The following is a 16,411-nucleotide window of genomic DNA, read 5'->3' on the forward strand; positions in this document are numbered from 1 at the left end:
ATGCGTGGATTGAGTATCGGGCAGGTGGCGGAGCGGACCGGGCTGAGCGTGCACGCCCTCCGGTTCTACGAGCGTGAGGGTCTGCTCGCGGATCCGGTACGGCGTGAGTCGAACGGCCGGCGGGTCTACACCGAGGACGATGTCGAGTGGCTGGACATGTGCATCAAGTTCCGCTCGTCCGGCATGCCGCTCGACACCATCCGCAAGTACACCGACCTGGTCCGCCAAGGACCGGGCAACGAGCAGGACCGGCTGGCCCTGCTCCGCAGCCACCAGGACCACGTCACGTCCCAGATCCAGGACCTCACCGAGTGCCTGAACGTCATCAGCCACAAGGTCGGCGTCTACGAGGAGCACCTGGAAGCCGGCACCGCCGAGTGCCTCTGGGTGGGTCCGTCCCAGTCCAGCGCTAGTGAGGCGTCCTGAGCGCTGACTCCATGGCGGCGAGGGTCGATCGCATGTTCGCCGCCAGTTGGTCGAGCCGGCGCTGGATGGCCTCGGCGGCGCGCTCCGGATCCTCGACCGCGCCCATCCGCATGCCGCTGTTGCCGGGGCCGTGGGTGAAGGTCTGGCGGACGAGCGTCTCCGCGCCGCGGTCCTCCAATTCGTACTCCCAGTGCGCGAACGGCACTTCCTCGCCGCCATACACGTCCCAGCCGAAGCGGTTCGGCGCATCCATAGCGGTAACTGTGCAGGTCACGTAGGTCTCGAACCCGTCCTTGAAGCGATTGCGGGCCTCGAACCGGGCCCCTTCCTCCAGCCAGGCGCCGTAGTAGCACTCCGGGCTCCACTCGCCGTACCGGTCGATGGCGGTGATGCCGGACCACAGGTCGCGGATCGGCAGCTTGATCAGTACCTCGACACCGGTGGTCGAGCCGGTCACTCCGTAGTCATTCATGCCCGGTACGTCGGACGCCCCGCGGCGGCCTCGACATTTACGCGATTCCCGGATCGAGAGGGAGCAGTCGGGCGGCGATCGCCTCGGCCGGACCGGGGGCGACCACGGCCAGGGCGTCGGCGGCAGCGGGCCCGCGGAGCATGGCGGACCCGCCGTGGCCGATCGGTACGGCGCCGTGTGCCGTGAGCCGGACCGGGACGAGCCGGGTGCTCGTCGGATGGCAGGGGACACCGCCGGGTACGGCGATGTGGGTGAGCTCGGGGAGCCGGAGCCCGCGCATGCGGGTGATGGTCGCAACGCCGAGCGTCAGGAACGCGACGAGGGCGGCGAACGGGTTGCCGGGGAGCCCGAGCACGAGCCGTCCGTCGGTCAACCGGGCCAGGGCCTGGGGATGGCCGGGGCGGCAGGCGACGCCGTCCACGACGAACTCCGCCCCGAGTGAGGTGAGCGCGGGCCGAAGGTGATCGGCCGGTCCGGCCGCAGACGAACCCGAGACCAGGATCAGGTCAGCCTCTGTCTCGCCGAGCGCCCTGGTCAGCTCACTCAACGAGTCCGGCAGATGCTGCACTGAGCGCGGGGGCGTGCCTCCGTGCGTGACCAGTTGCGCGCCTGCGCGGGTGATCAGGCCCGGGAGCATGGGCCCGATCGCGTCGCGTACGCGGCCTGGTCCGGACGGGCCGCGGTGAACCAGTTCGTCACCCGTCACGACCGCGGCGACCGTCGGTCGCGGGATCACAGTCAACCGGTTGAGCCCTACGGCCGCGGCCAGCCCGAGCACCGCAGGGTCGACCACCACGCCGGCAGGCAACAACTGCTCGCCCGGCTTGCACTCCTCACCGGCTCGACGGATGTGACGACCGTCCTCCGCGGGCCCCTCCAGCCGATCGCCGTTCACCACGGCATCCTCGTAGCGCACCACAGAAGTCGTGCCGGCCGGTAGCGCCGCTCCCGTGACGATCCCCGTCGCCTGCCCGTCCACCAACGTCCCCGGATCCGCAGCGCCGGCCACCACATGACCGTCCACCCGCCACGGACCAGGACCGCGTACGGCGTACCCGTCCATCGCAGCCCGATCCACGGGAGGCACCGCGCCCGGCGACACCAACGGCGTACCCAGAACGCACCCGTCGGCAGCATCCAACGGCCGCGAGACCGCCGCGCCAGGACGGGCTGCCGCGTGCGCCAGCACCCGGGCCGCGTCCCACGCCACGGCATCGGGCCGCGTCCGGAGACCGCGGCCGCCGGACAGCACGTTCCCAGGCCCGTCCTCCACAGGACCACCCTCTCCAACCCGTGCGCGGTTGTCGAAAGGAGCCCGCTCGCCGGACCGGGTGGGATACGTCACAGAGCGCCTTGGAGGTGGCGTGCGGCCAACGCCGCCGCGGGGGAGAGGTCGGTGGCGCCGGACTCGGCGTACCTGATCAATGCCTGCTTCATCCGCGGGTCCCAGGTCAGCTTCAGGTGGTTGGCGATCACGGTCGCCGCGTCCTCGGCAGGGCGGTGGGCGAACTGGGCCGCGATCTCGTTCGCCAACCGCACGTACGGCGGCACGCCGCCGCTCATCGGTTGCCTCCTGCAACAACGGGTTCGGGTACGGCGTCCGCGACGACCGAGGCCGGGATCAGATCCACCTGGACCGCGGTGACCTTGTACTCGGGGCAGTTCGTGGCCCAGTCCGAGTTGTCGGTCGTGACGACGTTCGCGCCGCTGACCGGGTGGTGGAAGGTCGTGTAACAGACGCCCACCGGGATCCGGTCCGAGATCCTCGCCCGCAGCTCGGTCCGCCCCACCCGGCTCGACAGCGCGACCAGGTCCCCGTCCGTGACGCCACGCACCTCCGCGTCGTGGGGATGGATCTCCAGCACGTCCTCGGCATGCCACGCGACGTTCGCCGTACGCCGGGTCTGCGCGCCGACGTTGTACTGCGACAGGATCCGTCCCGTCGTCAGGATCAGCGGGAACTTCCGGGTCGAGCGCTCCGACGTCGGCACGTACATGGTCTCCATGAACCGTCCCTTGCCGCGGGTGAACTCGTCCGCGTGCATGATCGGCGTCCCGGCCGGGTGCTCGACGTTGCACGGCCACTGGATCGATCCGAGCTCGTCCAGCTTCGCGAACGAGACGCCCATGAACGTCGGCGTCGTCAACGCGATCTCGTCCATGATCTGCGCGGTCGAGTCGTAGTGCATCGGGTACCCCATCGCCTGCGCGATCTCGCAGATGATCTCCCACTCCTGCTTCCCGGTCCGCGGCGCCATGATCGGCCGCACCCGGTTGATCCGCCGCTCGGCGTTCGTGAACGTCCCGTCCTTCTCCAGGAACGAGGTCCCGGGCAACAGAACGTGCGCGAACTTAGCGGTCTCGTTGACGAACAGGTCCTGCACCACCAGGAGCTCCAAGGCACCCAGCGCCGCGAAGACATGCTGCGTGTTCGGGTCCGACTGCGCGATGTCCTCGCCCTGTACGAACAGCGCCTTGAACGATCCGTCGATCGCCGCGTCGAACATGTTCGGGATCCGCAGCCCCGGCTCGTCGAGGATCGGCGTACCCCACAGCTTCTCGTAGATGTCGCGGACGTCCTCGTTCGACACGTGCCGGTAGCCGGGCAGTTCGTGCGGGAACGAGCCCATGTCGCAGGAACCCTGCACGTTGTTCTGCCCGCGCATCGGGTTCACGCCGACACCGGCGCGGCCGATGTTGCCGGTCGCCATCGCGAGGTTGGCCATCCCCATCACCATCGTCGAGCCCTGGCTGTGCTCGGTGACGCCGAGGCCGTAGTAGATCGCCGCGTCCCCGCCGGTCGCGTACAACCTCGCGGCGGCCCGGATCTCCTCGGCCGGTACGCCGCAGATGTCGGCGACCGCCTCGGGGCTGTGCTCGGGCTGCGCGATGAACGCCTCCCACGTCTCGAAGTCCTCGCACCTTCGGGCCACGAAGTCCCGATCGACGAGACCCTCGGTGACGACGACATGGGCCAGCGCGTTGATGATCGCGACGTTCGTCCCCGGCCTGAGCTCCAGGTGATGCGCGGCCTCCACGTGCGGCGTCCGGACCAGGTCGATCCGGCGGGGATCGATCACGATCAGCTTCGCGCCCTGCCGGATCCGCTGCTTCATCCGCGATCCGAACACCGGGTGCGCGTCGGTCGGGTTCGACCCGATCACCAGGATCACGTCGGACTCGTCGACCGACCGGAAGTCCTGCGTGCCGGCGGACTCACCGAAGGTCTGCTTCAGCCCGTACCCGGTCGGCGAGTGGCAGACGCGCGCGCACGTGTCGACGTTGTTGTTGCCGAAGACGGCTCGCACCATCTTCTGGACGGCGTACACCTCTTCGTTGGTCGTCCGCGACGACGTGATCGCGCCGATCGATCCTTGGCCGTGGGTTGCTTGGATCTCGCGCAGCCGGCGTGCGGTGAACGTGATCGCCTCGTCCCAGGAGACGGTCCGCCATTCGTCGGCGATCGTGTCGCGGACCATCGGCTCGAGGACGCGATCCGGGTGACTCGCGTACCCGAAGGCGAATCGTCCCTTCACGCACGAGTGGCCCTCGTTCGCGCCGCCGTTCTTGTACGGGACCATCCGGACCAGCTCATCGCCGCGGAGCTCGGCCTTGAACGAGCACCCGACTCCGCAGTACGCGCAGGTCGTCAGGACGGTCCGCGTCGGCATCCCGAGCTCGACGACCGACTTCTCCTGCAGCGTCGCGGTCGGGCACGCCTGCACACACGCGCCGCACGACACACAGTCCGACTCGAAGAACGGCACCCCGGCGCCGGCTGCGACCTTGGAATCAAACCCACGCCCTTCGATCGTCAGAGCCAGAGTTCCTTGTACTTCGTCGCAGGCGCGAACGCACCGGGAACAGGCGATGCACTTGGACGCCTCGAAGTCGAAGTAGGGGTTGGAGGTGTCGGTGGGGAGATCCATGTGGTTGGCGCCGGCCTCGACGCCGGATCCGTAGCGGACCTCGCGCAGGCCGGTGACGCCGGCCATGTCCTGCAGTTCGCAGTCGCCGTTGGCCGAACAGGTCAGGCAGTCGAGCGGATGGTCGGAGATGTACAGCTCCATCACGCCGCGACGCAGTTTGCCGAGTCGCTCGTTCTGGGTGCGGACGTTCATGCCGTCGCGGACCGGCGTCGTACACGAGGCCGGAGTGCCTTTGACGCCGTCGATCTCGACCACGCACAGGCGGCATGACCCGAATGCCTCGAGGTTGTCGGTCGCGCACAGCTTCGGTACGTCGACGCCGGCTTCCTTCGCCGCCCGCATCACCGACGTACCCGGTGGGACGGTCACGGCCACCCCGTCGACGGTCAGGGCGACCGTGGCCTCGCCGGGGCGGGCCGGCGTACCGAAGTCAGGCTCTTTGAGCAAGGTCATGCGTTGAAGTCCTCTCCGAAATGGCGGACGGCACTACGTACCGGCATCGGGGTGAGGCCGCCCATCGCGCAGAGCGAGCCGTCGGTCATCAGTTCGCACAGGTCCTCGAGGACGACCAGGTGCTTGTCCCGGTCGGTGCCGGCGGTGGCGGTCAGGATCCGGTCGATGGTCTCGACGCCGCGGACCGCGCCGACCCGGCACGGTGTGCACTTGCCGCACGACTCGGCCGCGCAGAACTCGAACGCGAACCGGGCCATCGACGCCATGTCCACGGTGTCGTCGAAGACCACGATCCCGCCGTGCCCGACCATCGCCCCGGCTTCGGCGAACGCCTCGTAGTCCATCGGCAGGCCGAACTGCTCGACCGGGAGATAGGCGCCGAGCGGGCCGCCGACCTGGACCGCTTTCGTCGGGCGTCCGCTGGCTGTCCCGCCGCCGAGGTCGTTCACGAGTTCGCCGAGGGTGATGCCGAAGGCGGTCTCGACGATCCCGCCGCGGGCGACGTTCCCGCCGAGCTGGAAGACGCTCGTACCTCGCGATCGGCCGGTGCCGTAGTCGGCGTACGCCTTGGCTCCGCTTGCGAGAATGGTGGGGACCGTTGCCAAGGACAACACGTTGTTGACGATTGTCGGCCGACCGAAAAGCCCTTGTAATGCAGGGATCGGGGGCTTGGCGCGGACCATACCGCGTTTGCCTTCCAGACTTTCGAGCATCGAGGTCTCTTCGCCGCAGATGTACGCACCCGCGCCGACCCGGACATGCAGGTCGAAGCCGAACCCTGAGCCGAGCACGTCCGGCCCCAACCAGCGGTTTGTTCTCGCGAGCTCGATCGCGTCCTTCAGCGTTGCGACGGCGTCCGGATACTCCGAGCGGAGATACACGTACCCTTCCGCCGCGCCGACCGCGTACGCCGCGATCGTCATCCCCTCGATCAACGTGAACGGATCGCCCTCGATCAGCATCCGATCCGCGAACGTGCCGGAGTCTCCTTCGTCGGCGTTACAACACACGAACTTGAGATCCGCCTCGGCGCCGAGCACCGTCCGCCATTTGATCCCGGTCGGGAACCCCGCGCCGCCGCGCCCACGCAGCCCCGAGTCGACGACGGCCTCAACCACCTCGGCCGGTGTCATGGTGAGCGCTGTGCGCAGCCCGCTCATCCCGTCGTGAGCTTCGTAGTCCTCGGCCGACAACGGATCGATCACTCCGACCCGGGCGAACGTCAACCGCTCCTGCCGCTTCATCCACGGCAGTTCTTCCACCAATCCCAACGATTTCCCACGTCCGTCGAGCATCCCCGCTGCGATCAACCCGTCGACGTCCTCGGGGTTGATCGGCCCGTACCCGATCCGCCCCGCAGCCGTCTCCACCTCGACCAACGGCTCCAGCCACAACATCCCGCGCGACCCCGTGCGCACAATCTCGACCGCCTGCCCGCCCCCACTCTCCTGAGCGCAAGCCGCGATCCGCTCAGCTACCTCATCCGCTCGCACCGATCGCGCAGCCGAGTCCCGCGGCACGAACACCCTCATCGCGCCTCCCCGAGCAGCGCATCCAGCCGGCCCGGCGTGACCCGCCCATGCAGCCTCCCGCCGACTTGCACCGTAGGCCCCAGCGCACAGTTCCCGAAGCAGAACACTTCATCAAGCGTGATCCGCCCGTCGTACGACGTCTCACCAAACTCGCACCCAGTGGTCCGCTTGGCGTGCTCACCCAACGCCACCGCACCAACAGCCCGGCACGCCTCCGCCTGACAGATCGCAACAGTCGTCCGACCAGCCGCCGTACGCCGAAAGTCCTTGTAGAACGTGACGACCCCATGCACCTCGGCTACGGACAGATTCAGCACATCCGCGATCACCGCAACATCCGGCTGATCGACGTACCCGAACTCCTCCTGCACCGCATGCAGAATCGGAATCAACGCCCCTCGTAACCCGCCCAACCCCGAGGCAATCTCCCGCACCCGCCCGGCCCGAACGTCAACCACGACCCCACTAGTCATGTATACAACATTCCGTCGCCACGCCCCCGCGGTCAAAGCAATGCTGCCTATGAGCTAATAGCTGCCGGCTATCACCGCCGCCGGTCCGTAGAGCGCGGCCGGATGTTCTTCGACGTAGGCCCAGTAGCGGTCGCCGTAGGACCAGTGCCACCACTCGGTGGGGTAGTTGACGAGGCCGGCGGCGGTAAGGACGTCGGCCAGGAGGGCGCGGTTTGTGCGGGCTTCGCGGATGATGTTCGTGGCGGCGAAGAAGCAGGCGCCGTTGCTCTGTTCGGGGGTGGCGTCGATCGGGGTGCCCAGGTCGAGGGGGCCGTGGGCGCCCACCAGGGTTAGATCGACTGCTGCGCCGGCGACGTGCGGCGCCACCTCGACGGGTGACACGAACCGGCTGGCCAGCACGTGGACGTCGTGGTCGGAAATGCCGGGGTGTAGGCGCTGGAGCTCGACGCGATAGCTGTCGTAGATCTGCTGTTGGCTCTCGATCGGGCGCAATCCCTCGACGACATGCAGCCGAATCCCCGCCGGCAGGAATGTATCGGCCAGAGCGAGCCGGTCGGCCACCGTCTCCCGGGCGAACTGGCGGCCGGTTGTCGCCACGTCGCGGCTGAACAGGTCGACGAGCGGTTCGCCGTTCTCGATCGCCGGGATGCTGGTGATCCGGCCGTCGCTCAGCAATACGGTCATCCGCGCGCCACCGCCGTACGGATCAGCGTGTCGACCACCTCGGCGTACGACACCCCCGCCGCGGCCCACATCCGCGGAAACTGCGACGCCGGCGTGAACCCGGGGAACGTGTTGATCTCGTTGACCACCGGCTCTCCATCACTCGGCACGAAGAAGTCGACCCGGGCAAGCCCCGCACACCCGAGCACCTCGAAGACGTCGATCGCCGTACGCCGCAACCGCTCGGCCAGCTCGGTATCAAGCGGCGCCGGTACCACGAACCGCGTCGCGGCGCTGTCGTACTTCGCGGTCGCGTCGAAGAACGGCTGACTCGGATCGGCGTGGATCTCCAACGCCGGCGCCGTATCGATCCGCCCGTCCGGGAACTCCAGCACCGCCAGGTCGATCTCGCGCCCGACCATCTCCCGCTCGACCAGTACATGTGGATCGATTGCGGCGGCGTCCGCGATCGCAGCCAGCAGCGTCGGGAGATTCGTTGCCCTGGACACCCCGAAACTCGAGCCGCCGTTGCCCGGCTTCACGAACAGCGGGTAGTCGAGCCCGGCCGCCTTCAGTTTCTGCAGACCGGCTTCGGTGTCGGTCAGCTCGGGCCCGCGCAGCGTGACACCCGGCGTGACCGGAATACCGTGTGCTCGCAGGACCGCCTTGGTCAGGTGCTTGTCCAGCCCGACAGCGCTGGCCGCGATACCGCTGCCGACGTACGGAACGTGAAGCTGCTCGAGGAATCCCTGCAATCGACCGTCCTCCCCGCCTTCGCCGTGCAACGCCGGGATGGTCACGTCGCACGCCTGCAGGATCTCGATCGCCTCGTGCTGCCCGTCGACCCAGTTGCCCTCAGCATCGATCACGAGCGGGATCGCCATGTGACCGAGAAGCTCGACCGCCTTCACGATCCCCTTGCCGCTGGCAAGCGAAACCTGATGCTCCGGACTCGCCCCGCCCATCACCACTGCGACCTTCATCGATTGCCCTCCTGGTAGCGACGAGGCACCCGGGACCCGATGCCGCAGTAGATCTCGTGCGGGATCGTGCCCGCCCAATCCGCCCAATCCGACGCGGTCGGTTCACCGGACGATCCGTCGCCGAAGATCGTCACCGGTTCACCTGGTTCGACCGCGATGTCACCGGCGTCTATGACGAACTGATCCATGGCGATCCGCCCGATCACCGGCATCCGTACGCCGTGGCACCACACGCTTGCCTGCCGTACGGCGACCCGCGGGATCCCGTCGGCGTACCCGATCGGGACCAGGCCGATCGTGGTGTCCCGATCCGTCACGAAGTCATGCCCGTACGAAACCCCTTCACCCGCACGAATCCGGCGTACCTGAGCCAACTTGCTCATCAGCCGCATCGCGGGTCGCAGCCCGAGAGCCATCTCGTCGATCCCGTACAGACCCGCGCCGATCCGGACCAGGCTGCAGTCCGGCGCGTCGAGCGTGACCGCCCCGGCCGAGTTGGCCAGGTGGACGACGCTGGGCCGCAGCCCGGCGCGTCGAGCGAGACCCACCCCGGTCCGCAGGACCTGCAACTGCCGCATGCTCTGCACGGCGTCGGCGGAGTCGCCGTGCGAGAGATGCGACCAGATCCCGCGGACCGTGACGGCGCCGAGCGCCTCGTAGTGCGCCGCCGTTCGGGTGAGTTCGATCCACTGGTCAGGCGCACTGCCGGCCCGGTGCAGACCGGTGTCCAGCTTGAGGTGCACGTAGTGGACGTTCGGGATAGAGACGACTCGCTGAAGATCGGCGACGGTCGAGACGCTGACGTCCACGTCCATATCGCCGAGCAGCATCAGTTCCGCGGCGTCGTACAGCCAGGTCAGGATCGGTACGGTCAGGCCGGCCGCGCGCAGCTGCAACGCTTCGTCGGCGCGCGCGACGCCGAGCCAGGTCGCCCCGGCCTCGACCGCCGCCCGGGCGACCGGTACGGCGCCGTGCCCGAAGGCGTCGGCCTTGACCACGGCCAGGACGTCCTGGGGTACGCGCCGCCGGAGGGTCCGGACGTTGTCGCGGATGGCGGACAGGTCGACGACGGCTTCCGACAAACCGGTGATCCCACGTGTCGCCGGGCGGTGGCGGGACTGAACCAGGTACATGCCAGTCATTGTTGTTTCCGGCAACGATCCGCTTCATCGGATCGCGGACGGATGTGTGCGACCGCTGCCTACGACCCTGGTATGACCCACCTCATCCACATGAATGAACTACCGAGGGTCACCAGGGATACTGGAGGGGTGGAGGCCACCGATCACCTGAAGGCGTCGCTGTCCGCGGCGATCGCGCTGGCGAACACCTTCGGATCCGACCCGCGCCAGGGCCGCCCGGCGGCGACTCCCGACGCCGACGCCGTCCGCGCGGCGCTCCGGCTGACGACCAACCGCGTCCCCGAGATCGAGATCGCCGACTACGAGGCCGGCGCCAAGATCTTGTACGACGCTCTGCGCCGCCTGCCGGAGGTCGACGGCGCCGTCGACCTGGTGAACGGGCTCCTCCGGTCGACCAAAGCAGCCCCGCAGCTCGTCCGACGTGACGGCGCGCCCTGGCACCTCCATTTCGGCAGCCCCGACGAAGCCGCCGGCTGGCTGGCCGAGCTGGCTACGGCCGTCGCGATGCTCCTCGGCAGCGACGAGGTCGAGCGCCTGCGCCGCTGCGAGGCGACCCGGTGCGAAGACGTGTTCCTCGACTCGACCCGCAACCGCACGCAGCGGTTCTGCTCAACGGCCTGTCAGAACCGCACCAAGGTCGCCGCTCACCGCGCGCGCGTCTCCTGACGCCGTCACCATGGTTGCTTCGGGCAACCAGCCGAGTCTCCGGTAGAGGTGGACCCCGTCAGTGGTGGCCATCAGCAAACCCTTGCTCGCACCGCGCTCGAGCGCTCGCCGGCTCAACGCCCCCATGACGACGCTGCCGAGCCCGCGCCGCCGGTACGCCGGATCGGTCTGGATGTCGTGCATCACGGCATCGTCACCGACGATCGCGACCATGCCGTGCGCCGCGACCGTGCCGTCGATCAGGACTCGCGCATAGTCGAGTGGGCCGTTTGACTCGAGCTCCGCAGTCGCCAGTGGATGCTCGTTCAGGTTGATCGACATCAGCGTCTTCTGCTCCTCGAACGGCCGCGCACCGACGGCCGTGAGCCGACGCGCGATCTCGTTACCGGTTTGTGTGGTAACAGTCAGCCACGTATCCGCAGCCAGCCCGGCGGCAAGCCGGTCCACGGTCGCCGCGTCATCGCTGCGCGCGAACAACTCCCGCTCGCGACCCGGCAAGCGCAGTACGGCGGCATAGGCGTCGTCGTACTCGATCACCGGCTCCAGCCCGCGGCACAGCCGCCAGCCCTCCAACCATCGCCTCACGATGTCCATGACCGCGAGTGTAACTGTTTATTGCAGATTAGTCAGTTACGTCGTTCCGAGAACGAACGTCTGGATCGCGACGACCGCGGCGCCGCGGGCCCATTCGCTGAAATCGGCCGGCTGCAGGACCATCGGCAGTTCCGCGGCGGACGGATGCCGGTCGGCGTGCAGGGCGGCCAGCAGGTCGTCGTGCGCGACCTCGGCCAGCCGGACGCCCTCGCCGCCGAGGACGACGAGCTCGGGCATGGTGAAGTTGGCTGCGGCCGCGATCAGCTTGCCGAGCGCGCGACCGGCCCGGTCGATCACCTCGCGCGCGGCGGGATCACCTTTCGCGGCGAGATCGAGCGCCTCGTCGTACCCGACCGGCCGGCCGATCGCCGTACCGACCTGGTCGGTGATCGCGCCGACGGTCAGCAGGCTGAGCGCGCAGCCACGGTGACCGCGGTCGCAGGTGGGGCCGTCGGGGAGGAGCGGGTGGTGGCCGATCAGGCCGATCGTCACGTCGGGGCTGTCGACGACCTGGTTGTGGATGACGAGCCCGTACCCGACGCCGGCGCCGATCGTGACCAGTACGAAGCGGTCGGAGTTGCGGCCGGCGCCGAACCAGTGCGTGGCCTCGGTCAGCGAGGTCAGGTCGTTCGCGACCACGACCGGGACGCTCGTGTGCGCGGCGAGGATCTCGCCGAACGGTACGTCGACCCAGTTGAGGTACGGGCCCCAGCGGACCTCGGACCCGTCCGCGACGCGACCGCCGAGCGAGACGCCGAGCCCGGTGATCGCAGTACCGCCCGGCACCTGGACCGCCAGCTCGTCGAGGATCTCGAGGACGAGATCGGCCACCACGGACGGGGTCGGGTCGGTGAGCGGACGCTCGACGCCGGCGATCACGTCCGCTCGCAGAGTCGTCAGTACGCCGATCGCCGAGTCGCCGGTGAGCTTGATACCGACGAAGTGGTGCGCGGTGGCGTCCAGGTCGAGCGGTTGCGACGGGCGGCCGACCCTCGCGTCCGTCGGGCCGCCCTCGACCTCGACGAGCAGGCCGGACTCGACCATCGGCTTCGTCAGGCGCGTCAGGCTGCCGGGGGACAGGCCGACACGACGGGACAGCTCAGCGCGCGACAACGGCCCGTCCAGCAGGATCTCCAACGCGACCTGCCGTGACGGGCCGGACAACGGCTGCCAGGCACCCACTGCGTCAGGGTAACCGGAGGATCAGCCGCACAAGCTGGTGGCGCGAGGTGTGAGGACGCCGGGACGTGACCCGGTCCGCGGTTCTGGCCGCACAAATCCCGGCGTCAAGCTCACTCAATGACAGTCAGATGTCCACTATCCCTCGAATCGAGTGAACACCGTGGAGGCGCAGTACCCAACTCTCATCGAAGTATGCAACGGATTCCGTTGGGTGTTGCCTGGACAACGGTGTCAGAATCGCCGGCCGGTCAGTGCGGGAGTCTCCGGGTGTCGATCAGGTGCTGCGCGACATCGCGGAGCTTGGTGTTGGTGTCCTGCGAATAGCGCTTGAGGATCGCGAACGCACGGTCGGCGTCGACGTCGAAGCGCTCCATCAGGATGCCCATCGCCTGCCCGACCAGCTTCCGCGCGTCGACCGCCTGCGCCATCGTCTCCTCGTGCCGCGCGGACGCCACCGCCACGGACGCATGCCGCGCGAGAATGTGCGCGATCGCCTCGTCGTCCTCGCTGAACGCGTCGGGAAGCGGGCTGTACAACCCCAGCACACCGACGGTCTGTCGCGTAGCGTCACCAGTCGCAAGCGGTACGTCGAGAACGCTGCGTACGCCGAGCGCCGCAACCTTCGCCGCCCACTCGGGCCAACGCTCGTCGGTGGTCGTGTCCCGGATGAGGATCGACGTGCGGTCGTTGAGCGCGGTGACCAGCGGACCGTTCTCGGTCCTGATCTGCAGGTCGTACACATCGGCGACGACCGGGTCCGTGACAGCGGCAATCTCGGCCCGCGAACCACGTGTGTAGAGGGCCACGCCGGCGTACGTACAGCTCAGTGCCTGCAGAGCGAACTGCACAACAGCATCGATCGTCTCCTCGACACCATCCGCATCATGCAACTCGATCGCCAGCCGGGCAAACGTATCCGCCGACGTAGCGAGGTCAGGCTCGGTCACAGGGGCTCCAGGGCATGGTCGTGCAACTCCAGGGCATGGTCGTGCAACAAGGCACGGCAATCATGCAGCCCAACGCCCCCGGAGTGTTAGCCAGTCCACCGAACCGAGACCATGCCTCCATCCCACCCCGATCGTGGGGACCACCCGCAGTACTGCGAAGGCCCCCGCAGAGGAACAGGTTGGGTCGGAGGAGAGCGATGCGTCCCGCCTGTACCGGCGAACGGGTGGTGTACTGACGACGCGGCATGCTCGCGGTCTCGGCCACGCTCCGACGCGTAGCGTCCACCCGACCACTACCCGCCCTTCGGTACATCCCGCTTCCTCTTCCTCACCACCAGACCTGTGTCCACCACGGGACGGACTCCCAGCGCGGGGTGGGTGGGTGCGGCGCGTAGCCCCGCGATGGGCTGATCGCACTCCAGCCCCATCCACAGCCAGAAGCTGGTTACAGTTTGCCGTGTGGCGGACTTGAGTGGTCTGTTCAGTGGACGGACCAGTTGGCGGCGGGAGGTTGCCGCGCCGATGCGGTCCTTTCTGCGGACCGAGGCGGGGAGTTCGGGGGTACTGGCGGCGGCGATCGCGCTTGCGCTGATCTGGGCGAACCTCTTCCCGAGCATGTACGAGGACCTCTGGCGTACCCACCTCACGATCGGGCTCGGGGACGGCGTACTCAGCCTGGATCTGCGGGAGTGGATCAACAGCGGTCTGATGACGCTGTTCTTCCTGGTGGTCGGCCTGGAGGCGCGGCGCGAGTTCGACCTCGGGGACCTCCGGGATCGCACGCGGTTCATCCTGCCGATGCTGGCGGGTATCGCCGGCATGGTCGCGCCGGTGCTGATCTATCTCGCGTTCAACGCCGGCGGACCGGGGTCGCACGGGTGGGGTGTCGCGATGTCGACCGACACCGCGCTCGCGCTCGGTCTGCTCGCGCTGGTCGGTCGCGGCGTACCGGACCGGGTGCGGGTGTTCCTGCTGACCGTCTTCGTGGTCGACGACCTGCTCGCGCTGGTCGTCATCGCGGTCGTCTACAGCGAGAACATCCAGCTGATGCCGCTCGTCCTGGCGATCATCGCGTTCGCGATCGTGCTGGTGCTCTCGCTGTTCCATGTCCGCAAGGCCTGGGTGTACGCCGTACTCGGAGTCGCCATGTGGGCCGCGCTGCTGAAGTCCGGTGTCGACCCGGTCGTCGCCGGGCTGGCGATCGGTCTGACCGCGCCGGCGTACTCGCCGGGAAGAGAGGAACTCGAGGAGGCGACCGGCCTGTTCCGCCTGTTCCGCGAGCAGCCGACGCCCGAGCTGGCACGCTCCGCGACCGTCGGCCTGACCACGACGATCTCGCCGAACGAGCGCCTTCAGTACCTCTACCACCCGTGGACCAGCTACCTGATCGTCCCGCTCTTCGGCCTCGCGAACGCGGGCGTGACGATCGACATGGCGTTCCTCGGGCGCGCGTTCACCTCGCCGATCACGCTCGGCATCCTGCTCGGGTACGTGATCGGCAAGCCGGTCGCGGTGACGACGGTGTCCTGGTTGCTGGAGCGTCTCAGCCGCGGCCGGATCCGGGCCGGCGTCGGTTGGGCCGCGGTGCTCGGCAGCGGGACGATCGCCGGGATCGGGTTCACTGTCTCCTTGCTGATCGCAACGATCGCGTTCGACGGCCCGCAGTTGGCCGAGGCCAAGGTCGGCCTGCTGTCGGCGGTGATCATCGCGTCGGGGATCACCTGGGTGGTGTTCCGCGTGGCGAAGCTGCTCTCCCCGCCGAAGAAGGCGTTCGCGCTACTCGGCGACGCGGAGCAACTGCAGGACCTGACCGATCCGGTCGATCCGGAGCGTGACCACATCCGCGGTCCGGAGAACGCATCGGTGACGCTGGTCGAGTACGGCGACTTCGAGTGCCCGTACTGCGGTCGGGCCGAGCCGATCGTGCGGAACGTGCTGCAGGACGACGATCTGCGCTTCGTCTGGCGGCACCTGCCGCTGTCCGACGTACACCCGCGCGCCCAGATCGCTGCCGAGGTGGCGGAGGCGGCGGCCGCGCAGGGCGCGTTCTGGGAGATGCACGACCTGCTGCTGGCGAATCAGGACAACCTGCAGCCGGCCGACCTGATGGGGTACGCACGTCAGTTGGGCCTGGACGTGGACAAGCTGCACGACGAGGTGAAGCGGCACGTGGCCGCGGCCCGGGTCGCGCAGGATGTGGAGTCCGCCGACACGAGCGGTGTGTCGGGTACGCCGACGTTCTTCGTCAACGGTCAGCGGCACTACGGCGCGTACGACGTGGAGTCGTTGAAGGCCGCGATCAAGGTGGCGCGGGCGCGGGCCAAGATCACCCAGCGTCATGGCTGAATCTTGATGCACTAGGGCATTTCTGCCACTGTTCGCCGTGCGGCGGATGGCTGACCCTGGCTGCATGACCAAACAGATCGACCAGGCCGCCGTCGCGCACTTCGCCGAGCGGCTGGCATATGAGACAGACGTGTCGGATGTCGCCTCGGACATCGGCGGCGGGGTGACGGGCTGGGTGCTGATCGACAGCCGCAGTCAGGAGAGCTGGGACCAGGGGCACGTCCCCGGTGCGGTGCACCTGCCGACGCGGGAGATCGCGGCTCGTGCGGCGTCCGTCGTACCTGAAGGTGTGAAGGTGGTGACGTACTGCTGGGGGCCGGGATGCAACGGTGCGACCCGTGCGGCGCTGGAGTTCGCGAAGCTCGGGTATCCGGTCAAGGAGATGATCGGCGGGTTCGAGTACTGGACCCGTGAGGGGCTGCCGGTGGAGACCGCCGACGGCATCGATCGCCGACTGCCGGACCCGCTCACCGCGCCGCGCGGGGTGGCGTGCGCATGCTGAAAGCCCTGTGAGCGTTGAGGTTTTACACAGATCGAACTCGGCGTGGTGAAACGCTGACTCTCCGTACGTTACCCTCGTAGTGGACCAACGCGAGGAGAGAC

The 16,411-nt window shown here is 68.3% G+C and carries 16 protein-coding genes; 4 read left to right on the forward strand and 12 right to left on the reverse strand.

Going from position 1 to position 16,411, the window contains the following annotated elements; translation table 11 throughout:
- Window positions 1-426: a MerR family transcriptional regulator gene (locus OHA10_RS15055; RefSeq protein WP_137252336.1), complete on the forward strand. Its 426-nt coding sequence runs from the start codon at window positions 1-3 to the stop codon at window positions 424-426.
- Here the strand turns inward: OHA10_RS15055 and OHA10_RS15060 are convergent.
- From OHA10_RS15060 to alr, 9 genes are all read right to left on the reverse strand, one after another.
- Entirely contained in the window at window positions 410-898 is a 489-nt protein-coding gene (locus tag OHA10_RS15060) for an SRPBCC family protein (RefSeq protein ID WP_371406817.1), read from the reverse strand. The genes OHA10_RS15055 and OHA10_RS15060 overlap by 17 nt on opposite strands.
- A gap of 37 nt (window positions 899-935) precedes the next feature.
- Window positions 936-2,171, reverse strand: coding sequence for a molybdopterin molybdotransferase MoeA (locus tag OHA10_RS15065; protein WP_371406818.1), 1,236 nt, complete (start codon window positions 2,169-2,171; stop codon window positions 936-938).
- Window positions 2,172-2,239: 68 nt separating this feature from the next.
- Entirely contained in the window at window positions 2,240-2,461 is a 222-nt protein-coding gene (locus OHA10_RS15070) for a formate dehydrogenase subunit delta (RefSeq protein WP_371406819.1), read from the reverse strand.
- A complete protein-coding gene (gene fdhF, locus OHA10_RS15075) occupies window positions 2,458-5,280 on the reverse strand; it encodes a formate dehydrogenase subunit alpha (RefSeq protein ID WP_371406820.1) in 2,823 nt (940 codons plus the stop codon). The genes OHA10_RS15070 and fdhF overlap by 4 nt, the downstream gene beginning before the upstream one ends.
- Entirely contained in the window at window positions 5,277-6,812 is a 1,536-nt protein-coding gene (locus OHA10_RS15080; RefSeq protein ID WP_371406821.1) for a formate dehydrogenase beta subunit, read from the reverse strand. Before OHA10_RS15080 ends, fdhF begins: the two co-directional genes overlap by 4 nt.
- Entirely contained in the window at window positions 6,809-7,285 is a 477-nt protein-coding gene (locus OHA10_RS15085; RefSeq protein WP_371406822.1) for an NAD(P)H-dependent oxidoreductase subunit E, read from the reverse strand. The genes OHA10_RS15080 and OHA10_RS15085 overlap by 4 nt, the downstream gene beginning before the upstream one ends.
- 54 nt (window positions 7,286-7,339) lie before the next feature.
- Window positions 7,340-7,969 (reverse strand): M15 family metallopeptidase, encoded by a 630-nt coding sequence (locus OHA10_RS15090; RefSeq protein WP_371406823.1) that lies wholly within the window; start codon window positions 7,967-7,969, stop codon window positions 7,340-7,342.
- Complete coding sequence (locus OHA10_RS15095) at window positions 7,966-8,931, reverse strand: D-alanine--D-alanine ligase (RefSeq protein ID WP_371406824.1); 966 nt, start codon at window positions 8,929-8,931, stop codon at window positions 7,966-7,968. The genes OHA10_RS15090 and OHA10_RS15095 overlap by 4 nt, the downstream gene beginning before the upstream one ends.
- On the reverse strand, window positions 8,928-10,064 hold the full coding sequence (gene alr, locus OHA10_RS15100; RefSeq protein ID WP_371406825.1) for an alanine racemase: 1,137 nt from the start codon (window positions 10,062-10,064) through the stop codon (window positions 8,928-8,930). The genes OHA10_RS15095 and alr overlap by 4 nt, the downstream gene beginning before the upstream one ends.
- Before the next feature lie 138 nt (window positions 10,065-10,202).
- On the opposite strand from alr, the gene OHA10_RS15105 reads away from it, so the two are divergent.
- Window positions 10,203-10,739, forward strand: coding sequence for a CGNR zinc finger domain-containing protein (locus OHA10_RS15105; RefSeq protein ID WP_371406826.1), 537 nt, complete (start codon window positions 10,203-10,205; stop codon window positions 10,737-10,739).
- On the opposite strand, the gene OHA10_RS15110 is transcribed toward OHA10_RS15105, so the two are convergent.
- From OHA10_RS15110 to OHA10_RS15120, 3 genes are all read right to left on the reverse strand, one after another.
- Window positions 10,683-11,333: a GNAT family N-acetyltransferase gene (locus OHA10_RS15110; RefSeq protein WP_371406827.1), complete on the reverse strand. Its 651-nt coding sequence runs from the start codon at window positions 11,331-11,333 to the stop codon at window positions 10,683-10,685. The genes OHA10_RS15105 and OHA10_RS15110 overlap by 57 nt on opposite strands.
- Before the next feature lie 36 nt (window positions 11,334-11,369).
- On the reverse strand, window positions 11,370-12,515 hold the full coding sequence (locus tag OHA10_RS15115) for an ROK family protein (RefSeq protein WP_371406828.1): 1,146 nt from the start codon (window positions 12,513-12,515) through the stop codon (window positions 11,370-11,372).
- Between the two features lie 248 nt (window positions 12,516-12,763).
- Window positions 12,764-13,462 (reverse strand): GAF and ANTAR domain-containing protein, encoded by a 699-nt coding sequence (locus OHA10_RS15120; RefSeq protein WP_371406829.1) that lies wholly within the window; start codon window positions 13,460-13,462, stop codon window positions 12,764-12,766.
- Window positions 13,463-13,921: 459 nt separating this feature from the next.
- Here OHA10_RS15120 and nhaA point away from each other — a divergent pair, with 459 nt between their 5' ends.
- Complete coding sequence (nhaA, locus tag OHA10_RS15125; protein ID WP_371406830.1) at window positions 13,922-15,808, forward strand: Na+/H+ antiporter NhaA; 1,887 nt, start codon at window positions 13,922-13,924, stop codon at window positions 15,806-15,808.
- Between the two features lie 64 nt (window positions 15,809-15,872).
- Entirely contained in the window at window positions 15,873-16,310 is a 438-nt protein-coding gene (locus OHA10_RS15130; protein WP_371406831.1) for a rhodanese-like domain-containing protein, read from the forward strand.
- Window positions 16,311-16,411 lie beyond the last annotated feature (101 nt).

Origin of the sequence: Kribbella sp. NBC_00662 (assembly GCF_041430295.1) — a bacterium.
GTDB lineage: Bacteria > Actinomycetota > Actinomycetes > Propionibacteriales > Kribbellaceae > Kribbella.